Source organism: Microbacterium sp. BE35 (genome assembly GCF_031457705.1).
Taxonomy (GTDB): domain Bacteria; phylum Actinomycetota; class Actinomycetes; order Actinomycetales; family Microbacteriaceae; genus Microbacterium; species Microbacterium trichothecenolyticum.
The window spans coordinates 337,016-360,877 of sequence record NZ_JAVDXD010000001.1; the positions used below are offsets into that span (position 1 = coordinate 337,016).

20 protein-coding genes are annotated in these 23,862 nt (G+C 72.4%); 14 read left to right on the top strand and 6 right to left on the bottom strand.

The window, feature by feature from the left end:
* Positions 1-59 precede the first annotated feature (59 nt).
* The 7 genes from J2Y46_RS01520 (at position 60) to J2Y46_RS01550 (ending at position 8,096) form a co-directional block, all read left to right on the top strand.
* Positions 60-1,799, top strand: coding sequence for a CHAT domain-containing protein (locus tag J2Y46_RS01520; RefSeq protein ID WP_310239754.1), 1,740 nt, complete (start codon positions 60-62; stop codon positions 1,797-1,799).
* An 11-nt stretch (positions 1,800-1,810) separates the two neighbouring features.
* A complete protein-coding gene (locus J2Y46_RS01525; protein WP_045296992.1) occupies positions 1,811-2,158 on the top strand; it encodes a CU044_2847 family protein in 348 nt (115 codons plus the stop codon).
* Between the two features lie 89 nt (positions 2,159-2,247).
* Positions 2,248-3,603, top strand: a complete 1,356-nt coding sequence (locus J2Y46_RS01530; protein WP_310239757.1) for a Gfo/Idh/MocA family oxidoreductase — start codon at positions 2,248-2,250, stop codon at positions 3,601-3,603.
* The gene (locus J2Y46_RS01535) at positions 3,600-4,592 is read left to right on the top strand and encodes an NAD(P)-dependent oxidoreductase (RefSeq protein WP_310239758.1); all 993 of its coding nucleotides are present in this window, start codon (positions 3,600-3,602) and stop codon (positions 4,590-4,592) included. Before J2Y46_RS01530 ends, J2Y46_RS01535 begins: the two co-directional genes overlap by 4 nt.
* Positions 4,589-5,488, top strand: coding sequence for a 5-dehydro-4-deoxyglucarate dehydratase (locus J2Y46_RS01540; RefSeq protein ID WP_310239760.1), 900 nt, complete (start codon positions 4,589-4,591; stop codon positions 5,486-5,488). The genes J2Y46_RS01535 and J2Y46_RS01540 overlap by 4 nt, the downstream gene beginning before the upstream one ends.
* Positions 5,485-6,606: a mandelate racemase/muconate lactonizing enzyme family protein gene (locus tag J2Y46_RS01545; RefSeq protein WP_084695439.1), complete on the top strand. Its 1,122-nt coding sequence runs from the start codon at positions 5,485-5,487 to the stop codon at positions 6,604-6,606. Before J2Y46_RS01540 ends, J2Y46_RS01545 begins: the two co-directional genes overlap by 4 nt.
* A 41-nt stretch (positions 6,607-6,647) precedes the next feature.
* The gene (locus tag J2Y46_RS01550; RefSeq protein WP_310239762.1) at positions 6,648-8,096 is read left to right on the top strand and encodes an aldehyde dehydrogenase (NADP(+)); all 1,449 of its coding nucleotides are present in this window, start codon (positions 6,648-6,650) and stop codon (positions 8,094-8,096) included.
* Positions 8,097-8,249: 153 nt separating this feature from the next.
* On the opposite strand, the gene J2Y46_RS01555 is transcribed toward J2Y46_RS01550, so the two are convergent.
* On the bottom strand, positions 8,250-9,377 hold the full coding sequence (locus tag J2Y46_RS01555; protein ID WP_310239764.1) for a glycerate kinase: 1,128 nt from the start codon (positions 9,375-9,377) through the stop codon (positions 8,250-8,252).
* Positions 9,378-9,465: 88 nt separating this feature from the next.
* On the opposite strand from J2Y46_RS01555, the gene J2Y46_RS01560 reads away from it, so the two are divergent.
* On the top strand, positions 9,466-10,158 hold the full coding sequence (locus J2Y46_RS01560) for a ThuA domain-containing protein (protein ID WP_045296982.1): 693 nt from the start codon (positions 9,466-9,468) through the stop codon (positions 10,156-10,158).
* Positions 10,159-10,360: 202 nt separating this feature from the next.
* Positions 10,361-11,347 carry a UDP-glucose 4-epimerase GalE gene (galE, locus tag J2Y46_RS01565; protein WP_310239767.1) on the top strand — a complete coding sequence of 329 codons (987 nt, stop codon included), beginning with the start codon at positions 10,361-10,363 and terminating at the stop codon, positions 11,345-11,347.
* Between the two features lie 134 nt (positions 11,348-11,481).
* On the opposite strand, the gene J2Y46_RS01570 is transcribed toward galE, so the two are convergent.
* Entirely contained in the window at positions 11,482-12,459 is a 978-nt protein-coding gene (locus tag J2Y46_RS01570; protein WP_157005351.1) for a LacI family DNA-binding transcriptional regulator, read from the bottom strand.
* A gap of 120 nt (positions 12,460-12,579) precedes the next feature.
* Between J2Y46_RS01570 and galT the strand changes: the two genes are divergently transcribed.
* From galT to J2Y46_RS01585, 3 genes are all read left to right on the top strand, one after another.
* Positions 12,580-13,776, top strand: coding sequence for a galactose-1-phosphate uridylyltransferase (gene galT, locus J2Y46_RS01575; RefSeq protein WP_310241065.1), 1,197 nt, complete (start codon positions 12,580-12,582; stop codon positions 13,774-13,776).
* Entirely contained in the window at positions 13,773-14,969 is a 1,197-nt protein-coding gene (gene galK, locus J2Y46_RS01580; protein WP_310239768.1) for a galactokinase, read from the top strand. Before galT ends, galK begins: the two co-directional genes overlap by 4 nt.
* A gap of 205 nt (positions 14,970-15,174) precedes the next feature.
* Positions 15,175-16,017, top strand: a complete 843-nt coding sequence (locus J2Y46_RS01585) for an alpha/beta hydrolase (protein ID WP_310239770.1) — start codon at positions 15,175-15,177, stop codon at positions 16,015-16,017.
* 69 nt (positions 16,018-16,086) lie between these two features.
* Here J2Y46_RS01585 and J2Y46_RS01590 read toward each other — a convergent pair whose 3' ends face one another.
* Complete coding sequence (locus J2Y46_RS01590; protein WP_310239772.1) at positions 16,087-18,369, bottom strand: glycoside hydrolase family 3 C-terminal domain-containing protein; 2,283 nt, start codon at positions 18,367-18,369, stop codon at positions 16,087-16,089.
* Between the two features lie 111 nt (positions 18,370-18,480).
* Between J2Y46_RS01590 and J2Y46_RS01595 the strand changes: the two genes are divergently transcribed.
* Positions 18,481-19,119 (top strand): TetR/AcrR family transcriptional regulator, encoded by a 639-nt coding sequence (locus J2Y46_RS01595; protein ID WP_310239773.1) that lies wholly within the window; start codon positions 18,481-18,483, stop codon positions 19,117-19,119.
* Positions 19,116-20,606: a carboxylesterase/lipase family protein gene (locus tag J2Y46_RS01600; protein WP_045296970.1), complete on the top strand. Its 1,491-nt coding sequence runs from the start codon at positions 19,116-19,118 to the stop codon at positions 20,604-20,606. Before J2Y46_RS01595 ends, J2Y46_RS01600 begins: the two co-directional genes overlap by 4 nt.
* 140 nt (positions 20,607-20,746) lie before the next feature.
* Here J2Y46_RS01600 and J2Y46_RS01605 read toward each other — a convergent pair whose 3' ends face one another.
* From J2Y46_RS01605 to J2Y46_RS01615, 3 genes are read right to left on the bottom strand one after another with little or no spacing between them, the layout of a single operon-like run.
* Positions 20,747-21,733, bottom strand: a complete 987-nt coding sequence (locus J2Y46_RS01605; RefSeq protein WP_310239776.1) for an LLM class F420-dependent oxidoreductase — start codon at positions 21,731-21,733, stop codon at positions 20,747-20,749.
* Between the two features lie 9 nt (positions 21,734-21,742).
* Entirely contained in the window at positions 21,743-22,801 is a 1,059-nt protein-coding gene (locus J2Y46_RS01610; protein ID WP_396653141.1) for a DNA-methyltransferase, read from the bottom strand.
* Entirely contained in the window at positions 22,798-23,847 is a 1,050-nt protein-coding gene (locus J2Y46_RS01615; protein ID WP_310239778.1) for a biotin/lipoate A/B protein ligase family protein, read from the bottom strand. Before J2Y46_RS01615 ends, J2Y46_RS01610 begins: the two co-directional genes overlap by 4 nt.
* Positions 23,848-23,862 lie beyond the last annotated feature (15 nt).

The window sequence follows — 23,862 nt, forward strand, 5'->3', positions numbered from 1 at the left end:
ACCCGGTGGCGTCCCCGACCACTGTCGCGCGTGCAGGAGCAGCGGGACAATGTTCGCAAATGGACCCCGCCGTCATGGAGCTGGAGATCGGGCCCGGACCCGAGCCGGGCTCGTACGTCACGCGCGTGCTGCGCTCGGTCGGCGGGGGCGAGCCGAGCGAAACCTTCCGCCTCGACCTCGACGAGCTCGTGGATCGCCGGCCGCTGCTCGAGGCGAGCGTCCTGGCGTCGGCGGTGTCGGCCCGCCGGGTGATGTCGGACACCGAGGCGGTGCTTCAGGACGTCGGACGGCGGCTGTTCGAATCGGCCTTCACGGGAAGCGTGGGCACCGCCTACCGGACCAGCATCGCCGTCGCGTCGGAGCGCGGCCTGAGCGTGCAGGTCGCACTGCGGCTGACCGCGCCGGGATTGGCCGCGCTGCCGTGGGAGGCGCTCTATGACGCCGCCACCGAGCGCTATCTGTGTCGCAAAGAGCCGCTCGTGCGGAACGTGCCCGCCGCGCACACCCCGGTCCTTCGGATCACACCGCCTCTGCGAGTGCTGGGCATGATCTCGTCGCCGCGCGGCCTCCCGATGCTGGATGTGGAGCTGGAGCGCGCGCGGCTCGAGGAGGCACTCGGACCGCACATCGCCGACGGGCGCGCCGAGCTCAGCTGGCTGGACGACCTCACGTGGGACGGGCTGCACGCGAAGCTGCTCGCGGGAGTGTGGCACGTGCTGCACTTCATCGGCCATGGCGCGTACGACACCACGACCGACGAGGGGGTGCTCGCCTTCGTGGGTCGCGACGGGCGGGCGGACCACGTCACGGCATCGGCGCTCGCGGATCTGCTGGACGAGGCCGAGCCGACGCCGCGCCTGGTGGTGCTGAACTCGTGCCAGTCAGGCGCGGGCGGACCCACCGATCTGTTCTCGGGCACCGCCGCCGCGCTCGCGCACAGCGGCATCCACGCCGTCGCCGCGATGCAGTTCTCGATCAGCGACACCGCCGCGCTCGCCTTCTCGCGAGGCTTCTACACGGCACTGGCCCACAACCGCGGGATCGACGAGGCCGTGCGCAGCGGCCGGATCGGCATCCTCGGCGCGGGCCGCGGCACTCTCGAGTGGGTCACGCCGGTGCTCTATCTGCGCGGCGATGCCCACCTGTTCGACCTGGAGCCGCTGCCGGCGGACCAGGCCGCGCAGCCGCGCGCGCCCGCGAGGGGCGACACGACCGATCAGCGGCTGCTCGCCGCACCCCAGCGGACCGCGGCGGAGGCCACGGCCGAGCCCGCCGACGGGGAGGCCGGCGCCGGGGCACGTTCCGCGCGCCCGAAGAGGCGGAGGAGATGGGCGATCGCGGGGGCGGTGGCCGTGCTCGCGATCGGTGCGGCGGCGGCCGCGGCCGCGCTCGGGCTCGATCTCTTCGGCGCCGACCCCGGCGGGTCCGGCGACCAGGGAAGCACCGCCGAGCTCGCGGTCCCCCTCGACGTGGACTGGGTGGACGTCGGCCTGTACTGCACGCTCGGCGACGAGTTCGTGATCGAGGTGAGCGGACGCGGATGGCTCGACGAGACGGCCGATTCGCAGATCGGCCCGGAAGGCCTTCCCGGCGACGAGCGGCCCGAGACGCGGGTCCTCGCCGACGCCGGCACGGGGTCGGTCATCGGAAAGCTGGACACGACGCCGGAGATCTTCGCCGTCGGGGCCGGAACGACCTATCCGTGCCCGGCCCAGGGCGGCCTGCTGCTCGGGATCAACGACACCGACCTGGCGAACAACAGCGGCGAGTTCGGGGCCTTCGTCACTCTGAACCAGTAAGGAGGGCAGGCATGGGCACGAACCTGGTGGAGTTCCCGCTCGGCGACGGCGGGTCGGTGGTCATCGCTGCGGGCGGACCGGACAGCGGCCGGGACGCTGACGGGCCGGTCTTGCGCGGCCGCGTCTCGGAGGCGGTGGTCACCCAGGCGACCGAGTCGTTCGAAACCGTGGTGCAGCGGGTGCAGCCTGCCGCGACGGCCGTCCTCGAGGCGATCCGCTCGGGTCCGCACCCGCCGAGCGAAGTCACCGTCGAGTTCGGAATCGAGATGTCGGCGGACCTCGGCGCGGTGATCGCCTCCACGGCGGTGCAGGCGAACTTCAAGGTGTGCATCACCTGGCAGCGCGAGGCATCCCACTGACGCCGCTTCCGCTTGCGGCCCAGCGGCGCTGACGGACGCCGACCGGATGTCGCATGCTATTCTGAGAAAACGTTTCCTGAAGGAGTGAGATGAGCCACCGCCGGTATGCCCTCGTCGGCGCGGGACACCGCGCCCAGATGTACGTCGACGCGATCATCGGACGCTACGCCGACGATGCCGCACTGGTCGCGATCTGCGAGCCGAACCCGGTGCGCGCGCAGTTCTACGTCGACCGGGTCGTCGAGGCCGGCTTCGCCGCTCCCGCCGTCTACGGGCCGGACGACCTCGAGACGATGGTCCGCGAGCAGCGGGTGGACCGCGTGGTGATCTGCGCCCGCGACGACCTGCACGCCCCGCTCATCGTGCGGGCGCTCGATGCCGGCGCCGACGTCGTCGTCGAGAAGCCGCTCACCATCGACGGACCGTCGGCTGCGGCGATCGAGGACGCCATCGACCGCACCGGCCGCGAAGTCGTCATCACGTTCAACTACCGCTACTCGCCGCGCAACTCCGCCCTTCGTCAGGTGATCCAGGACGGCACCATCGGCGAGGTCACCTCGGTCGACTTCTCCTGGGTGCTCGACACCAAGCACGGCGCGGACTACTTCCGCCGCTGGCACCGCGAGAAGGAGCACTCCGGCGGGCTGCTGGTGCACAAGGCCAGCCACCACTTCGACCTCGTGAACTGGTGGATCCGCTCCGTCCCGCGGCGCGTGTACGCGTCGGGGGGGCTGCGGTTCTACGGCGCCGACAACGCCGCCGCCCGCGGCCTCGGCGACCGCCCTGCCCGCGGGACGCACGACGGTGGCGATGCCTTCGAGCTCGACCTCCGCGACGACGAGCGCCTCAAGGCGCTGTACCTCGACGCCGAGCAGCACGACGGATACCTGCGCGACCGCGACGTGTTCGGCGAGGGCATCACCATCGAGGACAACCTCGCCCTCGTGGTCGACTACGCCTCCGGCGCGACGCTGAGCTATTCCCTGAACGCCCACTCGCCGTGGGAGGGGTACCGGGTCGCCGTCAACGGCACCCTGGGCCGGGCCGAGCTCGAGGTCGTCGAACGCGGCGCCGTGCTCGCCGACGAGGGGCTGCACCCGGTGCTCGACCCGTCCGCCAGCGACGCCGGCTCCACCGGATCCCTCCGCCCCGAGGGCGAGCGCCTCATCGTGCAGCGCCACTGGGAGGCCGCCTACGAGGTGCCGCTCGCGGGCAACAGCGACGGCCACGGCGGCGGCGACGCCCTGCTGCTGGCCGACGTGTTCGAGGGCCCCGGCGACGACCCGCTCGCCCGCCCCGCCGACTGGCGCGACGGCGTCCGCTCCATCGCGGTCGGCATCGCCGGCAACCGCTCCCTCGAGACGGGCCTCCCGGTGCAGGTCGCCGATCTCGGCATCCGCTTCCTCGCCGGCGACGCGGCGCGCGCCGAGGCCGTCCGGTCATGACGCGCATCGCCGTCACCGGCGGCGCCGGGCGCCTCGGCCGCAGCCTCGTTGCGGGACTCGCCGCGGCCGGGCACGAACTGGTGTCGCTCGACCGCGCGGTGTCCGAAGCGGGTGAGCTGCAGGGCCTCCAGCAGATCGCCGTGGATCTGACGGACACGGATGCCGCCACCCGTGCGATCGCCGGCACCCGGGCCGACGCCCTCATCCATCTCGCCGCGATCGCGGTGCCGTTCAGCGCACCCGAGGACGTCATCCTCCGCACGAACGCGACGATGGCCCTCAACGTGATGTCGGCCGGCGTGGCCGCGGGCATCCCGAAGATCGTGACGGCGTCGAGCCCGACCGTGCTCGGGTACAACTCGCCCACGGGCTGGCTGCCCGACCGGTTCCCCCTCGACGAGGAGACGACGCCGAAGCCGTGGAACGCGTACGCGCTGTCGAAGCACCTCGCCGAGCAGACGGTCGCGATGCTGGCGCGCCAGACCGGCGATGCCACCCGCTTCGCGGCGTTCCGGCCGTGCTACGTCATCGCCCCCGAGGAGTGGCAGGGCGCATTGACGCAGCAGGGCCACACCGTGCGCGAGCGCCTCGCCGACCCCGCGCTGTCGGCGCCCGCGCTCTTCAACTACGTCGACGCGCGCGACGTCGCGACCTTCGTCGACACCCTGCTGGTCGCGCTCCCCGAGATCCCGAACGCCGAGGTGTTCTTCGTCGGCGCCGACGACGCGCTCGCGCGCCGTCCGCTGGCCGAGCTGCTGCCTCAGTTCGTCCCCGGCACCGACGACCTCGCGGCGGAGCTCACCGGCACGGCGCCCGCGTTCTCGAACGCGAAGGCCCGGCGCGTGCTGGGCTGGCGCCCGGCCCACACCTGGCGCGGCGAGCTCGGCGAGCCCCTCACCGACGCCTGCCCTGCGAACGCGAAGGGCTCCGACTCCACCCCCGACTCCGCCCCCACCCCCGACTCCGCCCGAAAGGACGTGCTGGCGTGAACTTCGACGGCATCCTCTTCTTCCCCGTCACCCCGTTCGACGCCGACGGCCGCGTCGACGAGGGGCTGCTGCGGCAGCACCTCGACACGACCCTCGCGCACTCCCCCGGCGGCGTCTTCCCCGCGTGCGGCACGGGCGAGTTTCACGCCCTGTCGACCGACGAGGCGACGCGCGTCGTGCAGATCGCGGCCGAGACCGTCGCGGGCCGCGTGCCCGTCGTCGCCGGCACGGGAGGTCCTCTCGGCCACGCGACGACGCTCGCGCGTGCCGCCGCCGACGCCGGAGCCGACGCGCTGCTCGTGCTGCCGCCGTACCTCGTCGGCGGCCCGCAGTCAGGGCTCGTGGCCTACGTCGAGGCGGTGGCGGCAGCATCCGATCTTCCCGTCGTCATCTACCACCGCGGCACCGCGCAGTACTCGGTCGACTCGGTGCGCCGCCTGGCGCAGAACCCCAAGGTGGTCGGCTTCAAGGACGGCGTCGGCGACGTCGGCCTCGCGCAGCAGATCGTGCGCGCGGTCCGTGCCGCGGGGCGCGACGACTTCGCGTTCTTCAACGGACTGCTCACCGCCGAGCTCACGCAGGGCGCCTACCGCGGCATCGGCATTCCGCTGTACTCGTCGGCGGCGTTCGCGATGATCCCCGAGGTCGCGAACGCGTACTACCGCGCGTACGTCGACGGCGACGAGGCGCGTCGCGCCGACCTGCTCGACGGCTTCTACTCGCCGCTCGTCGCGCTGCGCGACGAGACCCCGGGATTCGGCGTCTCGCTCATCAAGACCGGCCTGCGCCTGGGCGGTCTGCCGGTCGGGTCGGTGCGAGCACCCCTCGTCGACCCGACCCCGGCGCAGGAGGCGCGCCTGGCCGAGATCCTCGAGGCGGGACGAGCGCTGCTGTGACCCCCGCTCCGGCTTCGGCGGGCCCGCCCCGCACCACGATCGCCTCGTTCGACGCGCGACTCGTGCGCGTGCCGCTGACGCGGCCGTGGGCGGCCGACGTGACGTCGGTCGGCGTGGTGGCCACGCATGTCGTGCGCTCGGACGGCGCCGAGGGCTGGGGCTTCTCGTGGACGCCGCAGATCGGCGCCGAAGCTGTGCATGCGCTGCTCGCACATGACATCGCGGCGTGGGCGATCGGCCGTTCAGCCGAGCCCGGCGAGGAGTGGCTGCCGCTGTGGCAGCACCTGCACGAGGCGGGTGGCGGCGGGATCACCACGATCGCGATGGCCGGGCTCGACCTCGCGTTGTGGGATGCCGCCGCCCGCGCCGACGACCGGTCGGTGGTGCAGTGGCTCGGGCCGCAGCGCGAAAGCGTGCGCGCATACGGGTCCGGTGTGAACCTGCACTACTCGCTCGACGAACTGGTGGCTCAGGTGCGGCGCTGGGTCGATTCGGGCTTCGACGCCGTGAAGGTGAAGGTCGGCAAGCCCGACGTCGCCGAGGACCTCGACCGCATGCAGGCTGTGCGTGACGTTCTCGGGCCCGACCGGCAGCTCATGATCGACGCGAACCAGCGATGGGACCTCGACCGCGCGACGAGTTCGCTCGAGGTGCTCGCTGCGGTCTCGCCCGCCTGGATCGAGGAGCCGCTGCGCGCCGACGACCTGTACGGCCACTATGAGCTGTCCAAGCGCCTGAGCGCGTCGAGCGCCATCCCGATCGCGGTCGGCGAGAACCTGCACAACGTGTACCGGTTCGACGACTTCCTGCGCACCGGCGCCGCGCAGATCGTGCAGCCGAACATCGTCCGCGTCGGCGGCATCACCCCGTTCCTCGGGATCGCGGCCATCGCGGGCGTCTACGGAGCCGCCGTGCACCCGCACCTGCTGCCCGAACTGTCGGGCCAGCTCGCCCTGTGCCTGCGCTCGGTGCCCGGCGTTCCCGAGCCGATGGCGGAGGATGTGGAGGACGCCGGCTTCGGCGCCCTCGGCGCCCTCCGCGACCCGTCGCCCGTGCGCATCGCCGACGGCACCCTCACCGAGGTCCCCCACGTCGGCCTCGGTCTCCGCTTCTCCTGAGGATTCACCCGCACGTCCACCCGGTACGAAAGGACTCCGACATGACCACCAGCCCTGCAGAACTCGACGCCCTCGCGCAGGCCGCTGCCGCCGCCGCTCCCGTCTGGCGGGCGACGGATGCTGCGACCCGGGCGTCGTGGCTGCGCGCCGCCGCCGACGCCCTCGACGCGAACATCGACGAGCTCGTCGAGATCGCCGACCAGGAGACCCGCCTGGGCGAGACGCGCCTGCGCGGCGAGGTCGGACGCACCACCGGGCAGCTGCGCCTGTTCGCGACCGTCGTCGAGGAGGGCTCGTACCTGGAGCTGACGATCGACGACGCCGACCCGTCGTCGACCCCGCCCCGCCCCGAGCTGCGCCGCATGCTCACCGGCGTCGGCCCTGTCGCGGTCTTCTCGGCGTCGAACTTCCCGTTCGCGTTCTCGGTCGCCGGCGGCGACACCGCGTCGGCCCTCGCGGCCGGCAACCCCGTCATCGTGAAGGCGCACTCGGGCCACCCCCGCCTGTCGGAGCGCACGGCCGCCATCGTCGCCGGGGCGCTCGTCGAGGCCGGCGCCCCCGTGGGCTCCCTCGCGCTCGTCGAAGGCCGTGAAGCGGGCAACGCGCTGGTGCAGCATCCGTCCATCCAGGCCGCGGGCTTCACGGGCTCGCTCGGCGGTGGGCGAGCCCTGTTCGATCTGGCGTCGGGGCGTCCCGACCCGATCCCGTTCTACGGCGAGCTCGGCTCCGTGAACCCGGTGGTCATCACGCCGGCCGCCGTCGCGGCACGCGGCGAGGCGCTCGCGCAGGGCCTCGCCGGATCCTTCACACTCGGCGTCGGTCAGTTCTGCACCAAGCCCGGAGTCGTGTTCGTGCCTGAGGGCGCCGGCTTCGAAGACCTCGTCGCCGGCTTCGCGACCGATGCCGCGGGCGGCCCCCTGCTCACCGAACGCATCACGGCGGCCTTCCCCTCGGGCATCGAGCACCTCGAGGCCGACCCGTCGGTGTCGGTGGTCGCCGAAGGGCTTCCGGCGGAGCCGGGGTCGGCGCGGCCGGTCGTGCTGTCGACGGATGCCGCGGCCGTCGCCGCGCGCCCCGAGACGCTGCTCGAGGAATGCTTCGGCCCCGTGACACTGCTGGTGCGCTACGCCTCGGACGAGGAGCTGCACGCCGCGCTCGAGGCGGTCCCCGGGTCGCTCACCGCGACGCTGCACTCCGAGTCGGGCGACGACGTCACGGCGGTGCTCGAGGTGCTCACCCGCAAGGCCGGGCGCGTCCTCTTCGCGGGCTGGCCGACCGGCGTCGCGGTCACCTGGTCGCAGCACCACGGCGGCCCGTGGCCCGCGACGACGTCGCTGCACACCTCGGTCGGTGCCACCGCGATCCGCCGGTTCCTCCGGCCTGTCGTGTTCCAGGACGCCCCCGCGACGCTCCTTCCCGAGGTGCTGCGCGACGAGTCGCTGGCTCTCCTGCCGCATCGGCGCAACGGCGTGCTCCACACCGGCCGCTGACGCGGTTGCGGGTCACGGGTCGTGCGCCAGGTTCGGGGCGTTTCGACTCGCTCGCTCGACGACCGGGACCTTGCCCACCCGGTCGTTGAGCGGAGGGCGCTCTGGCGCCCGAGGTCCGAAGCCTGAGCCCTGCGAGAGCGTCGTGCCCTCGCTTCAGCGGAGATCGAGGTCGCGGGCGAGCTGCGCGCCGGCCTCCTCGAGCCACCACGCGGTCTCGGCCATCGCCGCATCACCCGAGCCGGCCAGCTCGGTGAGCGAGGCCGTCGCGGCGAACGCAGAGGTGTCGGCTTCGGCCGCGATGCGGCCCCCCACCAGGGCGACCGGCACGCCCGCCGCCGCGGCGACCGCGCCCACGTGGGCGGGCACCTTGCCCGCCGCGGACTGACCGTCGTACGATCCTTCGCCCGTGACGACGACGGATGCTTCGGCCACCGCTGCGTCGAGTCCCACCAGCTCCGCGACCGCGGCCGAACCGGGCACGAGGCTCGCGCCCCACACGAGCAGGCCGAACCCGGTGCCGCCCGCGGCGCCGGCGCCGGGAGTCTCGGGGTCGGCGTCGACCAGCCGGGCGAGTCGCGCGAGCCCGGCGTCGAGCACGGCGATGTCGCCGCGGAGAGCACCCTTCTGCGGGCCGAACACCGCCGCAGCCCCGCGGGGTCCGAGCAGCGGGTTGGTCACATCGCTGAGCACCGTCACACCGCCCGGCGGCAGCGGCGCCAGCCCCGAGAGGTCCGCCGCCGCCACGGAGCCGAGCCCGCGTGCGCCGGCGGTGACGGGCCGGGCCGCAGCATCCGTGAATCGCGCTCCGAGCGCCGTGAGCATCCCGGTGCCGCCATCCGTCGACGAGCTCGAGCCGATGCCGAGCACGAGTCGCGAGACGCCGTGCGCGAGGGCGTCGGCGATCGCCTCGCCGAAGCCGCGCGTGTGCGAATCGAAGGCGCGCAGGCGCGGCGGAGTGCCGAGCAGCTCGATGCCGCTCGTGTTCGCGAGTTCGACCACCGCGGTGCCCTGCGGTGCGTCCGGGGTCGGCGGCAGCAGGACCCACGACGCCGCGACCGGCTCATCCTCGGGGCCTGTCACGGTCACCGGCATGCGCTGCGCGCCCAGGACCGCAGCCGCGAAGGCGTCGACGGTGCCCTCGCCGCCGTCGGCCATCGGCATCAGCCGGAGGTCGCTGTCGGGGCTCTCGCGGCGCCACCCCGCGGCGAGGGCGTCGGCGGCGGCCGCCGCGCCGATCGTGCCCTTGAACGAATCGGGGGCGATCACGACGGTGCGGGCCATGGCGTCATTCTCCTCGGGCATGCGCGGTCTTGTCGTTATCCGACCCGAGCCCGCGCGGGAAAGCGTTATCCTGCAGATCATGGTAACCATGGACCGACCGGAAGCCGAGCCCAGCCCCCGCCGTGCGGTGATCGCCACCGGAACCGGCCGCTACGCCGACCCGTGGCATCCGTTCCCCGCCACCTCCGCCCGCATCGCCGATGCGCTGCGCGCGGACGGCTGGGAGGTCACGGTCGACGACGATGTCGACCACGCGCTCTCGAACCTCGACGGGCTCGATCTGCTCGTCGTCAATGCCGGCGACCCGTGGCGCGAGGGTGCGGCCGAGCTCGGACATCGCGCCGACCCCGCCGCCGATGCCGGCCTGCGTGCCGCGATCGCCCGCGGTATCGGGCTGGTCGCCGTGCACGCCGCGCTCTCGAGCCTGCGCGACCACCCCGCCTGGCGCGAGGCCATCGGCGGCGAATGGCAGCCCGGAGTCTCGTGGCATCCCCCGATCGGCGACGCCCGGGTGCGGGTCGTCGACGGCGATCACCCGGTGACCGGACCGATGCCGCACCTCGACGTCTTCGACGAGCGCTACAGCGACCTCGTGGTCGACGACGGCGCGCGCGTGCTCGCGGTGCACGACGTCGACGGCGCCGAGCACCCCGCGGTGTGGGTGCAGGAGGAGCCGACGCGCGCCGTCGTGTGCTCGCTCGGACACGACGAGCGCGCGTACGACTCCCCCGCGCACGTGGCGCTGCTGCAACGCGCTGCGCGCTGGGCGGCGCAGGTCTGAGGGCTTCGGCGGGCTGCACGGAATCGGAGCTCTCGTGCGACACGCCGGGAGACGGATGCCGCCACCCGGCGTGTCGGCCGAAACCTCCGACGCCGTGCACGCCGACCGCCCGGCCGACAGCGGATTCGAGGCATCCGTGCGACCGGGCAGAATGGAGGCGACGCCGCTCGGCGTCTCCGCCTCCACCTGAATCCGGAGTGACATGTCCTGGCTCGTGACCGGAGGCGCCGGCTACATCGGCGCCCACATCGTCCGTGCGCTCGCAGATGCGGGCCTGAACTCCGTCGTGATCGACGACCTCTCGAGCGGGCACGCGTCGTTCGTGCCCGATGGCGTGCCGTTCGTGCAGGGCTCCATCCTCGACGGAGAGCTCGTCGAGCGCACGCTCCGCGAGCACGAGGTCGTGGGCGTCATCCACCTCGCCGGCTTCAAGTACGCCGGCGTCTCGGTGCAGCGTCCGCTGCACACCTACGCGCAGAACGTCGAGGGCACCCGCGTGCTGCTGGCGGCGATGCAGGCGGCGGAGGTCGCCAACCTCGTGTTCTCATCGTCGGCCGCCGTGTACGGCACCCCCGACGTCCCGCTCGTCACCGAGGACCTGCCCAAGCGTCCCGCCTCGCCGTACGGCGAGTCCAAGCTCATCGGCGAGTGGATCATCCGCGACCAGGCGATCGCGACGGCGGCCTCCCCGCACGCCCTCCGCTACACCGCGCTGCGGTACTTCAACGTCGTCGGCTCGGGCGACCCGTCGGTCTACGACAGCAGCCCGCACAACCTCTTCCCGCTCGTGTTCGAGGCGCTGCTCGCCGGCAACACGCCCCGCATCAACGGCGACGACTACGACACCCCCGACGGCACGAACGTGCGCGACTACGTGCACGTCGCCGACATCGCGGCGGCCCACGTCGCGGCCGCGCAGCGCCTCCTCGCGAACCGGCCGATCGAGCCCGCGTACAACCTCGGCTCGCAGAACGGCCTGAGCGTCCGCGAGATCATGAACGCGATGGCCCGCGTCACCGGGATCGACTTCACCCCCGACATCGCACCCCGCCGCCCCGGTGACCCCGACCGCATCGTCGCCACCGGCGAGCTCGCGGCCCGCGACCTGGACTGGAAGAACCGCTACACCGTCGACGAGATGGTGCGCACCGGCTGGGAGGCCCGCCGGGCCGCAACCCCCGGTCGCTGAGCGGAGGGCGCTCTCGCGCACGACGACGAAACGCCTCGGACCCGCGGACTGCGCCGGGTTCGAGGCGTTTCGTCTCGGTTCGCTCGCTCGACGACCGGAGGTCGGCGCGGGCGCACCGCTCTCGCTTCGCTCGCTCAACGACCCGAGGTCGGCGCGGGCGCGGTGCTCTCTCGCACGACGAGCCGCGTCGGCACGGTCACGAACGCCGCCGGCGCGCCGGCCTCGATCCCGTCGACGAGGGCTGCCACCGCGCGCGAGCCGAGGGCGTCGAAGTCCTGCCGCACGGTGGTGAGAGGCGGACGGTAGTCGGCGGCATCCGCCACGTCGTCGAAGCCGACCACGCTCACGTCGCCCGGCACGGCGCGCCCCGACTCGGTGACGGCACGCAGCACACCCAGTGCCATCTGGTCGTTGGCGGCGAAGACGGCGGTCGCGGAGTCGAGAAGAACGGATGCCGCGGCGAAGCCCGATGCGGACGTCCAGTCGCCCCGCACGACGGGCGGCACAGCGGCGCCGGTCGCCGCGAGCGCCTCGCGCCAGCCGCGTTCACGCTCCGCCGCGGCGAACGAGCCTTCGGGTCCGGCCACGTGGTGGACGGTCGGGTGCCCGAGCGCGAGCAGGTGCTCGACGGCCGACCTCGCACCGCCGGCGTGGTCGGTCTCGACCACGCCGAACCGGTCGTCGCGCGGCGAGTCGACCACCACGAGCCGGAGCCCCGTGGCGCCGACATCGGCTCCACGGACGCGAGCCGTGGCCTCGTTCAGCACGATCGCCCCGTCCACGCCCTGCTCGGCGAGCCGTTCGAAGGCCGCAGCGACGCCGTCGGCGCCGAGCGTCACCACCGTGAGCGCGTAGCCGCGGGTGGCTGCGGCATCCGCCACCGCCTGCAGCATGCGGGAGTTGCCCACCGAGGCGAGCGTCGAGACCACGAGCCCGATGGTCTGCGTGCGGCCGGTGCGGAGGGCCCGCGCGGCGCGATGCGGACGGTAGCCGAGCGCGGTCATCGCCGCTTCGACCCGTGCGCGGGTCTCGGGGTCGACGCGGGGGCTCGCGTTCACCACGCGCGACACGGTCTGACCCGAGACGCCCGCGCGCTCCGCGACATCTGCCATCGACACGCGCCTCGCCGTCATACCCCACCCCGCTCCGCTGGGATGCCGGCGTCCCGAGGCCGGGATCCGGCATCCGTGTTGACGATAACATAGCCGAGTTGCTACCGTGTTGACGTGAACATGCCTCAGGACGACACCGTCGTGTCCGCCCAGGACCTTCCGGCCGAGACCCTCGGCGCGGGCGTGGTGAAGCGCACGACCCGCCTTGCCGACGGTCGCGAGCTGATCTACTTCGACGACCCCGACACGGCCCTCGGCCCCGACCGCGCGGTCGACGCGCGCGACCTCGCGCCGCGACCCGAGACCGCGACGATGCGCCGCGACGCGCTGACCGGCGATTGGGTGTCGGTGGCCGCAGCACGCCAGAACCGGGCGTTCCTGCCCCCGGCCCACCTCGACCCGCTCGCCCCGCAGACGCCGACCAACCCGTCCGAGATCCCGTCGCTGTACGACGTGGCCGTGTTCGAGAACAAGTCGCCGTCGTTCGGACCCGCGCTCGCGATCGCCACGGGCGACGCGCCCTCCGGGATCGATGCACCGCGCGACCTCGACGACCTCACCGCTCCCGGTCTCGGCCGCACCCGCACGAGCGTGGGCCGCTGCGAGGTCGTGTGCTTCAGCCCCGAGCACTCCGGCTCGTTCGGATCGCTCTCGGCGACGCGCGCCCGCACCGTGATCGAGGCGTGGGCAGACCGCACGGCCGCGCTGTCGGCGCTGCCGGGGATCGAGCAGGTCTTCCCGTTCGAGAACCGCGGCGAGGCGATCGGCGTCACGCTCCCCCACCCCCACGGACAGATCTACGCCTACCCGTACATCACCCCGCGCACGACGAGCCTGCTCGCGTCGATCGATCGCGAGGGACCCGACCTGTTCTCGCGCATCCTCGAGTTCGAGCGGGCCGGCGAGCGCGTGATCCTCGAGGGCGAGCACTGGACGGCGTTCGTGCCCTTCGCGGCGCGCTGGCCGATCGAGATCCACCTGCTCCCGCACCGCCACGTCGCGGACTTCGCCGAGGCGACCGATGCCGAGCGCGACGAGCTCGCTCCGCTCTACCTGCGCCTGCTCCGCGGCGTCGACGCGCTGTACGACTCCCCCACGCCCTACATCGCCGCCTGGCACCAGGCGCCGGTGCACCGCGGCCGCGATACGGCGCGCCTGCACCTGCAGCTGACGTCGCCGCGCCGCGCGGTCGACAAGCTCAAGTTCCTCGCCGGATCCGAGGCCGCCATGGGCGCCTGGATCGGCGACGTCCCGCCCGAGACGGCAGCGGCGAAGCTGCGCGACGCCGTCGCATCCATCCCCGAGGAGACCCTGTGACCGCCACCGACATCCGCACCGCCGCCATCGCGCGTGCCCTTTTCGCTGCCCGCTTCGGTGCCGACCCGGTGGGCACGTGGTCCGCACCCGGACGGGTGAACCTCATCGGCGAGCACACCGACTACAACGACGGCTTCGTGCTGCCGTTCGCGATCCAGCACCGCACCCACGTCGCCCTCGCCCCGCGCGCCGACGGCGTCTTCCGCGTGCGCGTCGCCTCGACGTTCGACGATGCGACCGTCGAGGTCGCCCTCGGCGCGCTCGACGCGCTCTTCCCCGAGCAGCGCGACGACGTCCCGGAGTGGGCGCGCTACCCGCTGGGCGTCGCATGGGCGCTGCTCGCGGCATCCGGAACCGACCCCTCGACCGTGCCCGGCGTCGACCTCGCCTTCGCGTCGGACGTGCCGGTGGGCGCCGGACTCTCGTCGTCCGCCGCGATCGAGGGTGCGACCGCCGTCGCCCTCGCCGACACGTGGGGCATCGACCTCGACCGCGTCGCGCTCGCGAAGGTCGGCCGTCGCGCCGAGAACGAGGCCGTCGGCGCGCCCACGGGCATCATGGACCAGATGGCGTCGCTGCTCGGCCGCGCCGACGCAGCGATCTTCCTGGACTGCCGCTCCCTCGACGCGCAGGTGATCGACCTCGGCTTCGCGGACGCGGCCCTGGAGCTCGTCGTCATCGACACCGGAGTGAAGCACTCCCACGCGACGGGCGGCTACGGCGAGCGCCGCGCCGCATGCGAGCGCGGTGCGGCGGCCCTCGGCGTACCTGCGCTGCGCGACGTGAGCGTCGGCGACCTCCCGCGCCTCGCGGAGCTCGTCGACGACGTCACCTTCCGACGCGTCCGCCATGTCGTCACCGAGAACCAGCGCGTGCTCGACACCGTGCGCATCCTGCGCGAGCAGGGCCCGACCGCGATCGGCGATCTCCTCGTCGCGTCGCACGCCTCGATGCGCGACGACTTCGAGATCTCGGTCCCCGAGCTCGACACGGCGGTCGAGGCCGCCCTCGCCGCGGGCGCCGTCGGGGCTCGCATGACCGGCGGCGGCTTCGGCGGCGCCGCGATCGCACTCGTCGCCCACGACAAGGTGCAGGCGGTGACGGATGCCGCCACCGCCGCGTTCGCGGCCGCCGGCTTCGCCGCTCCCACGATCTTCACCGTGACGCCGTCTGCGGGGGCCGCGCACGACTGACGGTCTGGCGCCCGGGCTGCTCGAAGGCCCGACGCGCTTCGTCTCGCTCGTTCCTCGCTCGCTCAACGACCGAGGGCTCCGCTCCCGCTGAACGCCGTGTGAACGCTCGTGACGTGCCAGGGCAAGACACTGGCGAGGACGGATGCCGCGGCCTAGCGTCGAACGCAGGGTCGCGGCATCCGTTCGCGGTCCGGAAGGAGCGATCGTGGCGTACATCACCGTCGGGACCGAGAACTCGGTGGACATCGACCTCTACTACACCGACCAGGGCCCGTCCGATGCCCAGCCAGTCGTGCTGATCCACGGCTTCCCGCTGAACGGCGAGTCGTGGGGCAGGCAGCAGACGGCGCTGCTGGACGCCGGGTACCGCGTGATCGCGTACGACCGCCGCGGGTTCGGGCAGTCGAGCAAGGTCGGCTCGGGGTTCGACTACGACACGTTCGCCGGTGACCTGCACGCGCTGATCGAGGACCTCGACCTCCGCGACGCCGTGCTCGTGGGCTTCTCGATGGGAACGGGCGAGATCGCTCGCTACCTGTCGCGCTACGGCAGCGGCCGCGTCGCCAAGGCGGCGTTCCTCGGCTCGCTCGAGCCGTTCCTGCTGATCACCGACGACAACCCCGACGGGGCGGGCCCGCAGGAGTTCTTCGACGGCATCGCGCAGTCGGTGCGCGAGGACCGCTACGCCTTCATCGCCGGGTTCTACAAGGACTTCTACAACCTGGACGACACGCTCGGTTCGCGCATCTCGCAGGAGGCGCTCGACGCGAGCATCCAGGTCGCGACCTACGCCGGCAACACCGCGATCGCCGCCGCGCCGCTGACCTGGCCCACGGACTTCCGCGCCGACATCCCCTCCGTCGACGTGCCCGCGCTCATCCTGCACGGCACCGCCGACAACATCCTGCCGATCGACAAGACGGCCCGGCGCTTCAAGGACCTCCTCCCCGACGCGACCTACATCGAGATCGAGGGCGCCCCGCACGGCCTCCTCTGGACTCACGGCGCCGAGGTCAACGAAGCGCTGCTCGCCTTCCTCAACAGCTGAGACAGACGACGGATGCCTCGGCGCCGCGCCCCGCGAGGGGCTCGGCGCCGAGGCATCCGTTCTTGCGGATCAGTCCTGCTGCGGGGCGTTCGCCATCGCGAGGAGGCCGTCGACCATCTCGGGGCCGGCGGCGGCGCCGTCACCGGCGAGCGCGCCCATCATGCCGATGCGGCCGATCGGGAACGACTCCATCATCTTCGACATGTCGACGCCCTCGGGCATGATCGACGCCGCGCCGTCGCCGAGGCCCCCCATCATCTGGGCGATCGCGGCCTGGACCACCGGACCCGCGACGGGGTGGCTCAGCACCTCGCCCATCGACGACGTGCGCGACAGCGGCAGCGTGAGCTCATCGCCCGCAACCGCCACCAGGACGGACGAACGGATGTCCCGGCTCGACGCCGCGACATCGACGGTGTAGTCGCCGCCCTCGACGACCCAGCGGTCGGCACGGATGTCCCAGTAGGCGAGGTCCTTTCGACGCACGGTCAGCGTCACGACCTGGGTCTCGCCTGGTTCGAGGGCGACCGATGCGAACGCCTTCAGCTCACGCGGCGCGCGCTGCACCGACGATCCCGTCAGCGACGTGTAGACCTGGACGACCTCGCGGCCCGCCCGGTCGCCGGTGTTGGTGACGGCCACCGTCACCTCGATGTCGCCGTCCGCGTCGACCTGAGCCGCGGCATCCGCATACGAGAACGTCGTGTACGACAGGCCGTGGCCGAACGGGAACGCGACCTCGAGCCGGCGCGCGTCGTACCAGCGGTAGCCGACGAACAGGCCCTCGCCGTAACGGGTGTGGGAGAACTCGCCGGGGAAGTCGAGGAAGGCGGGGGTGTCCTCCAGGCGCACCGGGATCGTCTCGGTGAGCTTGGCCGACGGGTTCACATCGCCGAACAGCACGTCGGCGGTCGCCCCGCCGCCGGCCTGGCCGAGCAGCCAGCCCTCGAGGATCGCCGGCACCCTATCGGCGAACGGCAGCGCGACGACGCCGCCGTTCGACAGGATCACGACGGTGTTCGGGTTAGCCGCGAGCACGGCGTCGACGAGTGCGAGCTGCGCCGCGGGCAGGTCGATGTCGTCGCGGTCGTAGCCCTCCGACTCGAGGCGGGCGGGCAGGCCGAGGAACAGCACCGCGGCGTCGGCGACGGATGCCGCGGCCACGGCCTCGTCGCGGAGGGCCGACGTCTCGTCGGCCGAGACCACGAGCGCGTTGCTGAAGCCCTGCGCGTATGCGACCTCTCCGGCGGCGAGCGCGCGGATCTCGTCGAGCGCGGTGTCGAGGCGCGTCGGGTTGATCATCGACGAGCCGGCGCCCTGGTACCGCGGCTTCCCGGCGAACTCGCCGATGACCGCGAGCTTCGCGTCCTTCTTCAGCGGCAGGACGCCGCCGTCGTTCTTCAGCAGCACGATCGAGCGGCCTGCGGCCTCGCGGGCGAGGGCGTGGTGCGCGTCGATGTCGAGCGGACCCACGGCGGCGCCGGCACCCTCGGTCGCCTTGCGCACGAGGTCGAGCACACGGCCGGCCGCGACGTCCACCACCGACTCGTCGAGCGAGCCGTCGTGCACCGCGGCGACGATCTGCGCGTCGGTCACGCCATTCGACGACGGCATCTCGAGGTCCATTCCCGCGGCGAGGCCCGGCACACGGTCGTTGACGGCGCCCCAGTCCGAGACCACGAGGCCTTCGAAGCCCCACTCGTCGCGCAGCACCTGGGTCAAGAGCCACGGGTCCTCCGACGCGTACACGCCGTTGATCCTGTTGTACGAGCACATCACGGTCCACGGCTGGGCGTCCTCGACGACGCGCTGGAACCCGCGCAGGTAGATCTCGCGGAGCGGGCGCGGGTCGACGTCGGACGACGACCGCATGCGGTCGTTCTCCTGGTTGTTGGCGGCGAAGTGCTTGAGCGAGGTACCCACGCCCTTCGACTGGATGCCCTGGACGATCGCGGCGCCGAGGACGCCCGAGACGATCGGGTCCTCCGAGAGGTACTCGAAGTTGCGGCCGCACAGGGGCGAGCGCTTGATGTTGATGCCGGGTCCGAGCAGCACCGCGACGTCCTCGATCGAGGTCTCGGTGCCGAGCGCCTCGCCGACGCGGTGGACGAGGTCGACGTCCCACGACGAGCCGAGGCCGACGGCCGGCGGGAAGCAGGTGGCGGGCACGCTGTCGCCGATCCCGAGGTGATCGCCGCCCTCGCGCTGCTTGCGCAGACCGTGCGGGCCGTCGGTCACCATGATCGCGGGCACGCCCAGGCGCTCGACCGGCTTCGTGTACCAGAAGCTCGCGCCGCTGGTGAGCGACGCCTTCTCTTCGAGGGTGAGTTCCGTGACATCGGGGATGCTCATGGAGGTCCTTACATGCTGAGGGATGGCGAGCGCTCGGCGGTGAGCTCGCTCGCGAAAACCTTACGTTATTTGGTTTTGAGAAATCAAGCGATGTTCGGGTTTACTTTTCTCATGACAGAGAGCGGGCCGGGGCGACGAGGCTCCTATGCGAAGGGCGTCGCGAAGCGCGAGGAGATCCTCACGCGCGCACTGGACGTCATCGCCCGCGAGGGCTACCGCGGCGCATCGGTGAAGGAGCTGGCGGATGCCGTCGGCCTCAGCCAGGCCGGACTCCTCCACTACTTCGACAGCAAGGAGGAACTCTTCACCGAGATCCTCCGCAAACGCGACGAGCTCGACTCCGTCGGCCAGGGACTCGGGGGCGACCTCCAGCAGGGACTGATCGCAGCCCGGACCGGCGAGCCGCTCGACATCCGCTCCGGCTACCTCGACATCATCCGTCACAACGCCGACGTCCCCGGGCTCGTGCACCTGTTCGCCCGGCTGTCCGTCGACGCGGCCGATCCGGAGCATCCGGCCCACCAGTTCTTCGTCACCCGCGGCGAGAGCCTGCGCGGATTCTTCGCCGAGGCGGTCGCTGCGAAGCAGGCCGCCGGCGAGATCACCGACCGGGTCGACTCCGAGACGATCGCGCGCCTGTTCCAGGCCGTCGCCGATGGCATGCAGCTGCAGTGGATGCTGGAGCCCGACGTCGACATGGCCGCCACCGTGGGCGCGCTGTTCGAGCTGCTCGCTCCGGGGAAGCAATGACGACCCCCACGCTCTATGCCGAGGCCGAGACGACCGCAGGACGCGTGCGCGGCTTCTGGCGAGGCGAACCGGGAGCCGGAGGATCCGCCGCGTTCCTCGGCATCCCGTTCGCCGAGTCACCGGTGGGCGAGCTGCGGTTCGCGGCTCCCGTGCCGGTCGCCCCTTGGGACGGCGTCCGCGACGCGCTCGAGTACGGGGCGACAGCGCAGCGCGGAGACACCGGGATCACGCTGATACCCGAGCCGTCCGTCCCCGGGGATGCGACGCTCAACGTGAATGTCTTCACGCCCGCACCCGGCGCGCCCGGCGCCCTGCGCCCCGTGCTGGTCTGGATCCACGGCGGCGGCTACGTCTCGGGTTCGCCGGCCAGCCCCTGGTACGACGGGCGGACGTTCAACCGCGACGGCGTCGTCACCGTCACGATCTCGTACCGGCTCGGCTTCGACGGCTTCGGCCACATCGACGGCGCACCCGCCAACCGCGGAGTGAGGGACTGGCTCGCCGCCCTCGAATGGGTGCAGGCGAACATCGCCGCGTTCGGCGGCGACCCCTCCCGTGTCACGATCGCCGGGCAGTCCGCGGGAGGCGGCGCCGTGCTGCGCCTGCTGGCGATGCCCACCGCCCAGCACCTGTTCCACTCGGCCTGGGCACTGTCCGCAGCACTCGCGGACGTCTCGGTCGAGCGATCCCACGCACTCTCCGGGCGCCTCGCGCAGCTGCTCGGGGTCGAGCCGACACGGACGGGCTTCGCTTCGGCACCTGAGGAGGCGATCCGCGACCTGCAGCGCAAGGCAGCGGCGCCGGAGTCCCGCGACCGGCTCGCCGGCGTGCGCGCGGTGCTGGGTGACGGGCTCTCGCTGGGTCCGGCGATCGACGGCGACCTGATCACCCAGCCCACGATCGCCGCGCTCCGCGACGGCGTGGGCGCGGACAAGCCGCTCATGCTCGGCTCCACCGACGACGAGTTCACGATGGTGACGGACTCCGCGCGCGGCGTGCTGCGGTTCGTGCCTGCGGGCTTCGCACTGGCACGCCTTCATGTGCCCCGCGAGCGCCGGCGTGCCTGGCTCGCCGACAACCGCGCGCAGCGCCGGCTCGGCACTGCGGCGGTGCTCGGGCGATTCGCGACGGACACGGTGTTCCGTTCCACCGTGGTCAGGGTCGCCGAGGCGCGCGGCGCAGCGCCGACCTGGGTGTATCGGTTCTCATGGCCCTCGCCGACTCGGCGGTGGTCGCTGCACTGCCTCGACGTGCCGTTCTGGTTCGATGGGCTCGACGAGCCGCACGTCGCCGCGATCGCGGGCGATGCGCCACCGAAGGGCCTCGCGGCCGCCATGCACGGCGCCGCCGTCGCGTTCGCGCGGGCCGACGATCCCGGCTGGCGGCGGTGGGGGGACTCCCCCGGCATCACACGCGTGTTCGGGGGCGCGGCATCCGTCCCCGACATCGACGCCGACGGCTACCGCAGCGTCCGCGCCCTGCTCTGACACCGCGGGGAACTCGGGAAGAGCCCGGGCTGGATCACCGAGAGGCCCCGCACGCAGGGCGCCTGGTGCGGGCGGCGCTCGCCGGTCTGCGGAACAGTCGGCACGTCTCAGCGGCGATCCGGCCCGGAGTCTTCACTGCGTCAGGACAGCGCGGCGACGACCTCGCGCTCGAACAGCTCAACGCCCGAGAGGTCGTAGGCGGCCTCGGGGAAGTAGTGGATCGCGTAGGCGATGCCGTGGCGCTCGCGCTCGGCGAGGCGCTCGGCGACCTGCTCCGGCGTGCCGAAGGCGGGTGAGGTCAGGTAGTCGTGCTCGATGTGGTCGGCGCGCTCCTGACCGACGTGCGGCAGCAGGCGCGCCTTGACGGCTGCGAGCCGATCGCGCGCCTCGGCCTCGGTGGCGCCGACGATCGTGTTGAAGTTCGACGTGCGCGTGATCTCGGAGAAGTCCCGGCCGAGCGCGTCGCAGTGGCCCCGGAGGATCGCGCTCTTGCGGTCGATGTCTTCGAGCGAGCCGGCGTAGTTCGTGTACGACGCGTACTTCGCCGCGATCTTGAGCGTGACCTTCTCGCCGCCGCCGGCGACCCAGATGGGGATGCCGCCGTCCTGAAGCGGCAGCGGCTGCACGATCGCGCCGTCCACCTGGTAGTGGGCACCGGCGAGCGTGGCACGCCCGGTCGTCCAGGCCTGCTGCATGATGTCGACGCCCTCGCGCAGCATCCGGAGCCGCTCCGGCACGGGCGGGAATCCGTAGCCGTATGCCTCCCACTCGTGCTCGTACCACCCGCCGCCGATGCCCATCTCGGTGCGTCCGCCCGAGACGACGTCGACGGTGGCGGCGACCTTGGCGAGGTACGCGGGGTTGCGGTAGCCCATGCAGGTGCACATCTGGCCGAGACGGATGCGGTCGGTCGATGCCGCGAAGGCCGCCATGAGCGTCCACGCCTCGTGCGTCGCCTCCTCGCTGGGCACCGGCGTGGTGTGGAAGTGGTCGTAGACCCAGAGAGACTCCCACGCCCCGGCATCGGCGCGCTGCGCCAGTCCTTTCATCACCTCCCAGTGCTCTGAAGGATCGATGCCGACGAGATCGAATCGCCAGCCCTGGGGGATGAAGGTTCCGAAGCGCATGGCCCCAGCCTAGGGAAGCGTTTGCTCGCCGACCACGCCGAACACCCGGGCGTGCGGCATCCGTTCGCGCATCACCGCGATCGCGGCGGCGTTGTGGTCCACGAGCACGGCGTCGCGGCCCAGCGTCGAGGCGACCGCCCCCGTGGTGCCGCTGCCGGCGAAGAAGTCGAGCACGCGATCGCCCGGGCGCGACGAGGCCTGCACGATGCGCCGGAGGATCCCCTCGGGCTTCTGCGTGGGATACCCGGTCTTCTCGCGGCCGGTGGTCGGCACGATGGTGTGCCACCAGACGTCGGTGGGGAGCTTTCCGCGCTCCGCCTTCTCGGGCGTGACGAGGCCGGGGGCCATGTAGGGCTCGCGGTCGACGGCATCCGAGTCGAACCAGTACGCCTTCGGATCCTTGACATACACCAGGATCGTGTCGTGCTTCGTCGGCCAGCGCTTGCGGGTCTTCGCGCCGTAGTCGTAGGCCCAGATGAGCTCGTTGAGGAAGCGCTCGCGCCCCACGAGCGCGTCCATCAGCACCTTGGCGTAGTGCGCCTCGCGGTAGTCGAGGTGGAGGTACAGCGTGCCGTCGTCGGCGAGCAGCCGCCACGCCTCGAGCAGTCGCGGCTCGAGGAAGCCCCAGTAGTCGTCGAAGGTGTCGTCGTACGCCCGCAGGTCTCCACGGATGCGCTCGTACTCGCGCCCGTGGAACCCGCGCCGCACGACTCCCGACGGCGTACTCGCCGCCGCACCGCGCTGAGACCTCGGTTCTGCGTCGAAACCGTCGGTTGCCGCAGGGGTTTCGGCGGGCGAGCGGGGTTTCGGCGAAGACTCGGCGACGGAGGGCGACGGATGCCGCGACCTCGCGGTCTCGATCGAGCGCTCCTGCGGCCGGCCGGTGTTGAACGGAGGGTCGAGGTAGATCAGCGTGAACGATGCGTCGGGCAGGCGCCGGATCACCTCGAGGTTGTCGCCGTGATGGATCTCGACCGACCCCGCGGCGGGCGCGGGAACCGGTGCGGCGGGGTCAGCCGTCGGCGCAGGCGCGACACCCGGAGCCGACGCAGGCGGCGGCTCGCTCACGGAACCCGGCGCAGCCACGCGTCGGTGGCGAACTTCGACGCCACGAGCGCCTCGGCCTCGGCGTACTCGTCGTGCGTGATGTGCCCGGGGACCGCGCCGTAGAGGTTCGCGAACGTCTCCTCGAGCTTGGCGATGATGGCCTCGCGCGGCAGCCCTGTCTGGCGGCGCAGGGGGTCGACGCGCTTGGCCGCCGACGTCGTGCCCTTGTCGCTGAGCTTCTCGCGACCGATGCGGAGCACCTCGGTCATGACCTCGCCGTCCATGTCGTAACTCAGGGTCGCGTGATGCAGCACGCCGCCGTTGGCGAGGCGCTTCTGCGCGGCGCCGCCGATCTTGCCCTGCGGCGAGGCGATGTCGTTGAGCGGCTGATAGGTGGCCTCGATGCCGAGAGACCGCAGCGCCTGCAGCACCCAGTCGTCGAGGAACGCGTACGAGTCCGCGAAGGTGAGGCCGGCGACGAGGGATGCCGGCACGTACAGCGAGTAGGTGACGATCGAGTTGGCCCCCATGAGCATGGCGCCGCCGCCGGAGATGCGGCGGACGACGTCGTATCCGTGCGCGGCAGCCCCGTCGGGGTCGACCTCGTTGCGGAGCGACTGGAACGAGCCGATGACCACGGCATTCTCGTCCCACTCCCAGATGCGCAGCGTGGGGCGCCGGCGGCCGTCGCCGACCCGGCCGGTGAGCACTTCGTCGAGGGCGAGGTTCATGCGGGGTGATACCGGCTTCTCGTGCACGATCTCCCAGTCGAAGTCGCGCCAGCCCGGCGCGGTCACGAGCGCGCGGCGGACCGCCGTGCCGACCGCCTCGGGCGTGAAGCCGAGAAGCTGGGCCCCGTCGGGCAGAGCCGAGCGCACGGCGGCGGCGATGGCCGCGACATCCGCCTCGATCGGGAGCCCGTTCACGGCGGCGTCGATGTCGGCGAGCGCATCGTCGGGTTCCAGGAAGAAGTCCCCCGCGAGGTGGAAGTCCGCGATGCGGCCGTCGCGCTCCTCGAGGTCGACCACCACGAGCTTCCCGCCGGGCACCTTGTATTCGCCGTGCATGGGCTTCAGCCTATT

What these genes read in the sequence shown, in the direction of transcription:
- J2Y46_RS01520 (WP_310239754.1), top strand. Translation starts at nt 60, where the DNA reads ATGGACCCCGCCGTCATGGAGCTGGAGATCGGGCCCGGACCCGAGCCG.
- J2Y46_RS01525 (WP_045296992.1), top strand. Translation starts at nt 1,811, where the DNA reads ATGGGCACGAACCTGGTGGAGTTCCCGCTCGGCGACGGCGGGTCGGTG.
- J2Y46_RS01530 (WP_310239757.1), top strand. Translation starts at nt 2,248, where the DNA reads ATGAGCCACCGCCGGTATGCCCTCGTCGGCGCGGGACACCGCGCCCAG.
- J2Y46_RS01535 (WP_310239758.1), top strand. Translation starts at nt 3,600, where the DNA reads ATGACGCGCATCGCCGTCACCGGCGGCGCCGGGCGCCTCGGCCGCAGC.
- J2Y46_RS01550 (WP_310239762.1), top strand. Translation starts at nt 6,648, where the DNA reads ATGACCACCAGCCCTGCAGAACTCGACGCCCTCGCGCAGGCCGCTGCC.
- J2Y46_RS01555 (WP_310239764.1), bottom strand. Translation starts at nt 9,377, where the DNA reads ATGGCCCGCACCGTCGTGATCGCCCCCGATTCGTTCAAGGGCACGATC.
- J2Y46_RS01560 (WP_045296982.1), top strand. Translation starts at nt 9,466, where the DNA reads ATGGACCGACCGGAAGCCGAGCCCAGCCCCCGCCGTGCGGTGATCGCC.
- galE (WP_310239767.1), top strand. Translation starts at nt 10,361, where the DNA reads ATGTCCTGGCTCGTGACCGGAGGCGCCGGCTACATCGGCGCCCACATC.
- J2Y46_RS01570 (WP_157005351.1), bottom strand. Translation starts at nt 12,459, where the DNA reads ATGGCAGATGTCGCGGAGCGCGCGGGCGTCTCGGGTCAGACCGTGTCG.
- galT (WP_310241065.1), top strand. Translation starts at nt 12,580, where the DNA reads ATGCCTCAGGACGACACCGTCGTGTCCGCCCAGGACCTTCCGGCCGAG.
- J2Y46_RS01590 (WP_310239772.1), bottom strand. Translation starts at nt 18,369, where the DNA reads ATGAGCATCCCCGATGTCACGGAACTCACCCTCGAAGAGAAGGCGTCG.
- J2Y46_RS01595 (WP_310239773.1), top strand. Translation starts at nt 18,481, where the DNA reads ATGACAGAGAGCGGGCCGGGGCGACGAGGCTCCTATGCGAAGGGCGTC.
- J2Y46_RS01600 (WP_045296970.1), top strand. Translation starts at nt 19,116, where the DNA reads ATGACGACCCCCACGCTCTATGCCGAGGCCGAGACGACCGCAGGACGC.
- J2Y46_RS01605 (WP_310239776.1), bottom strand. Translation starts at nt 21,733, where the DNA reads ATGCGCTTCGGAACCTTCATCCCCCAGGGCTGGCGATTCGATCTCGTC.
- J2Y46_RS01615 (WP_310239778.1), bottom strand. Translation starts at nt 23,847, where the DNA reads ATGCACGGCGAATACAAGGTGCCCGGCGGGAAGCTCGTGGTGGTCGAC.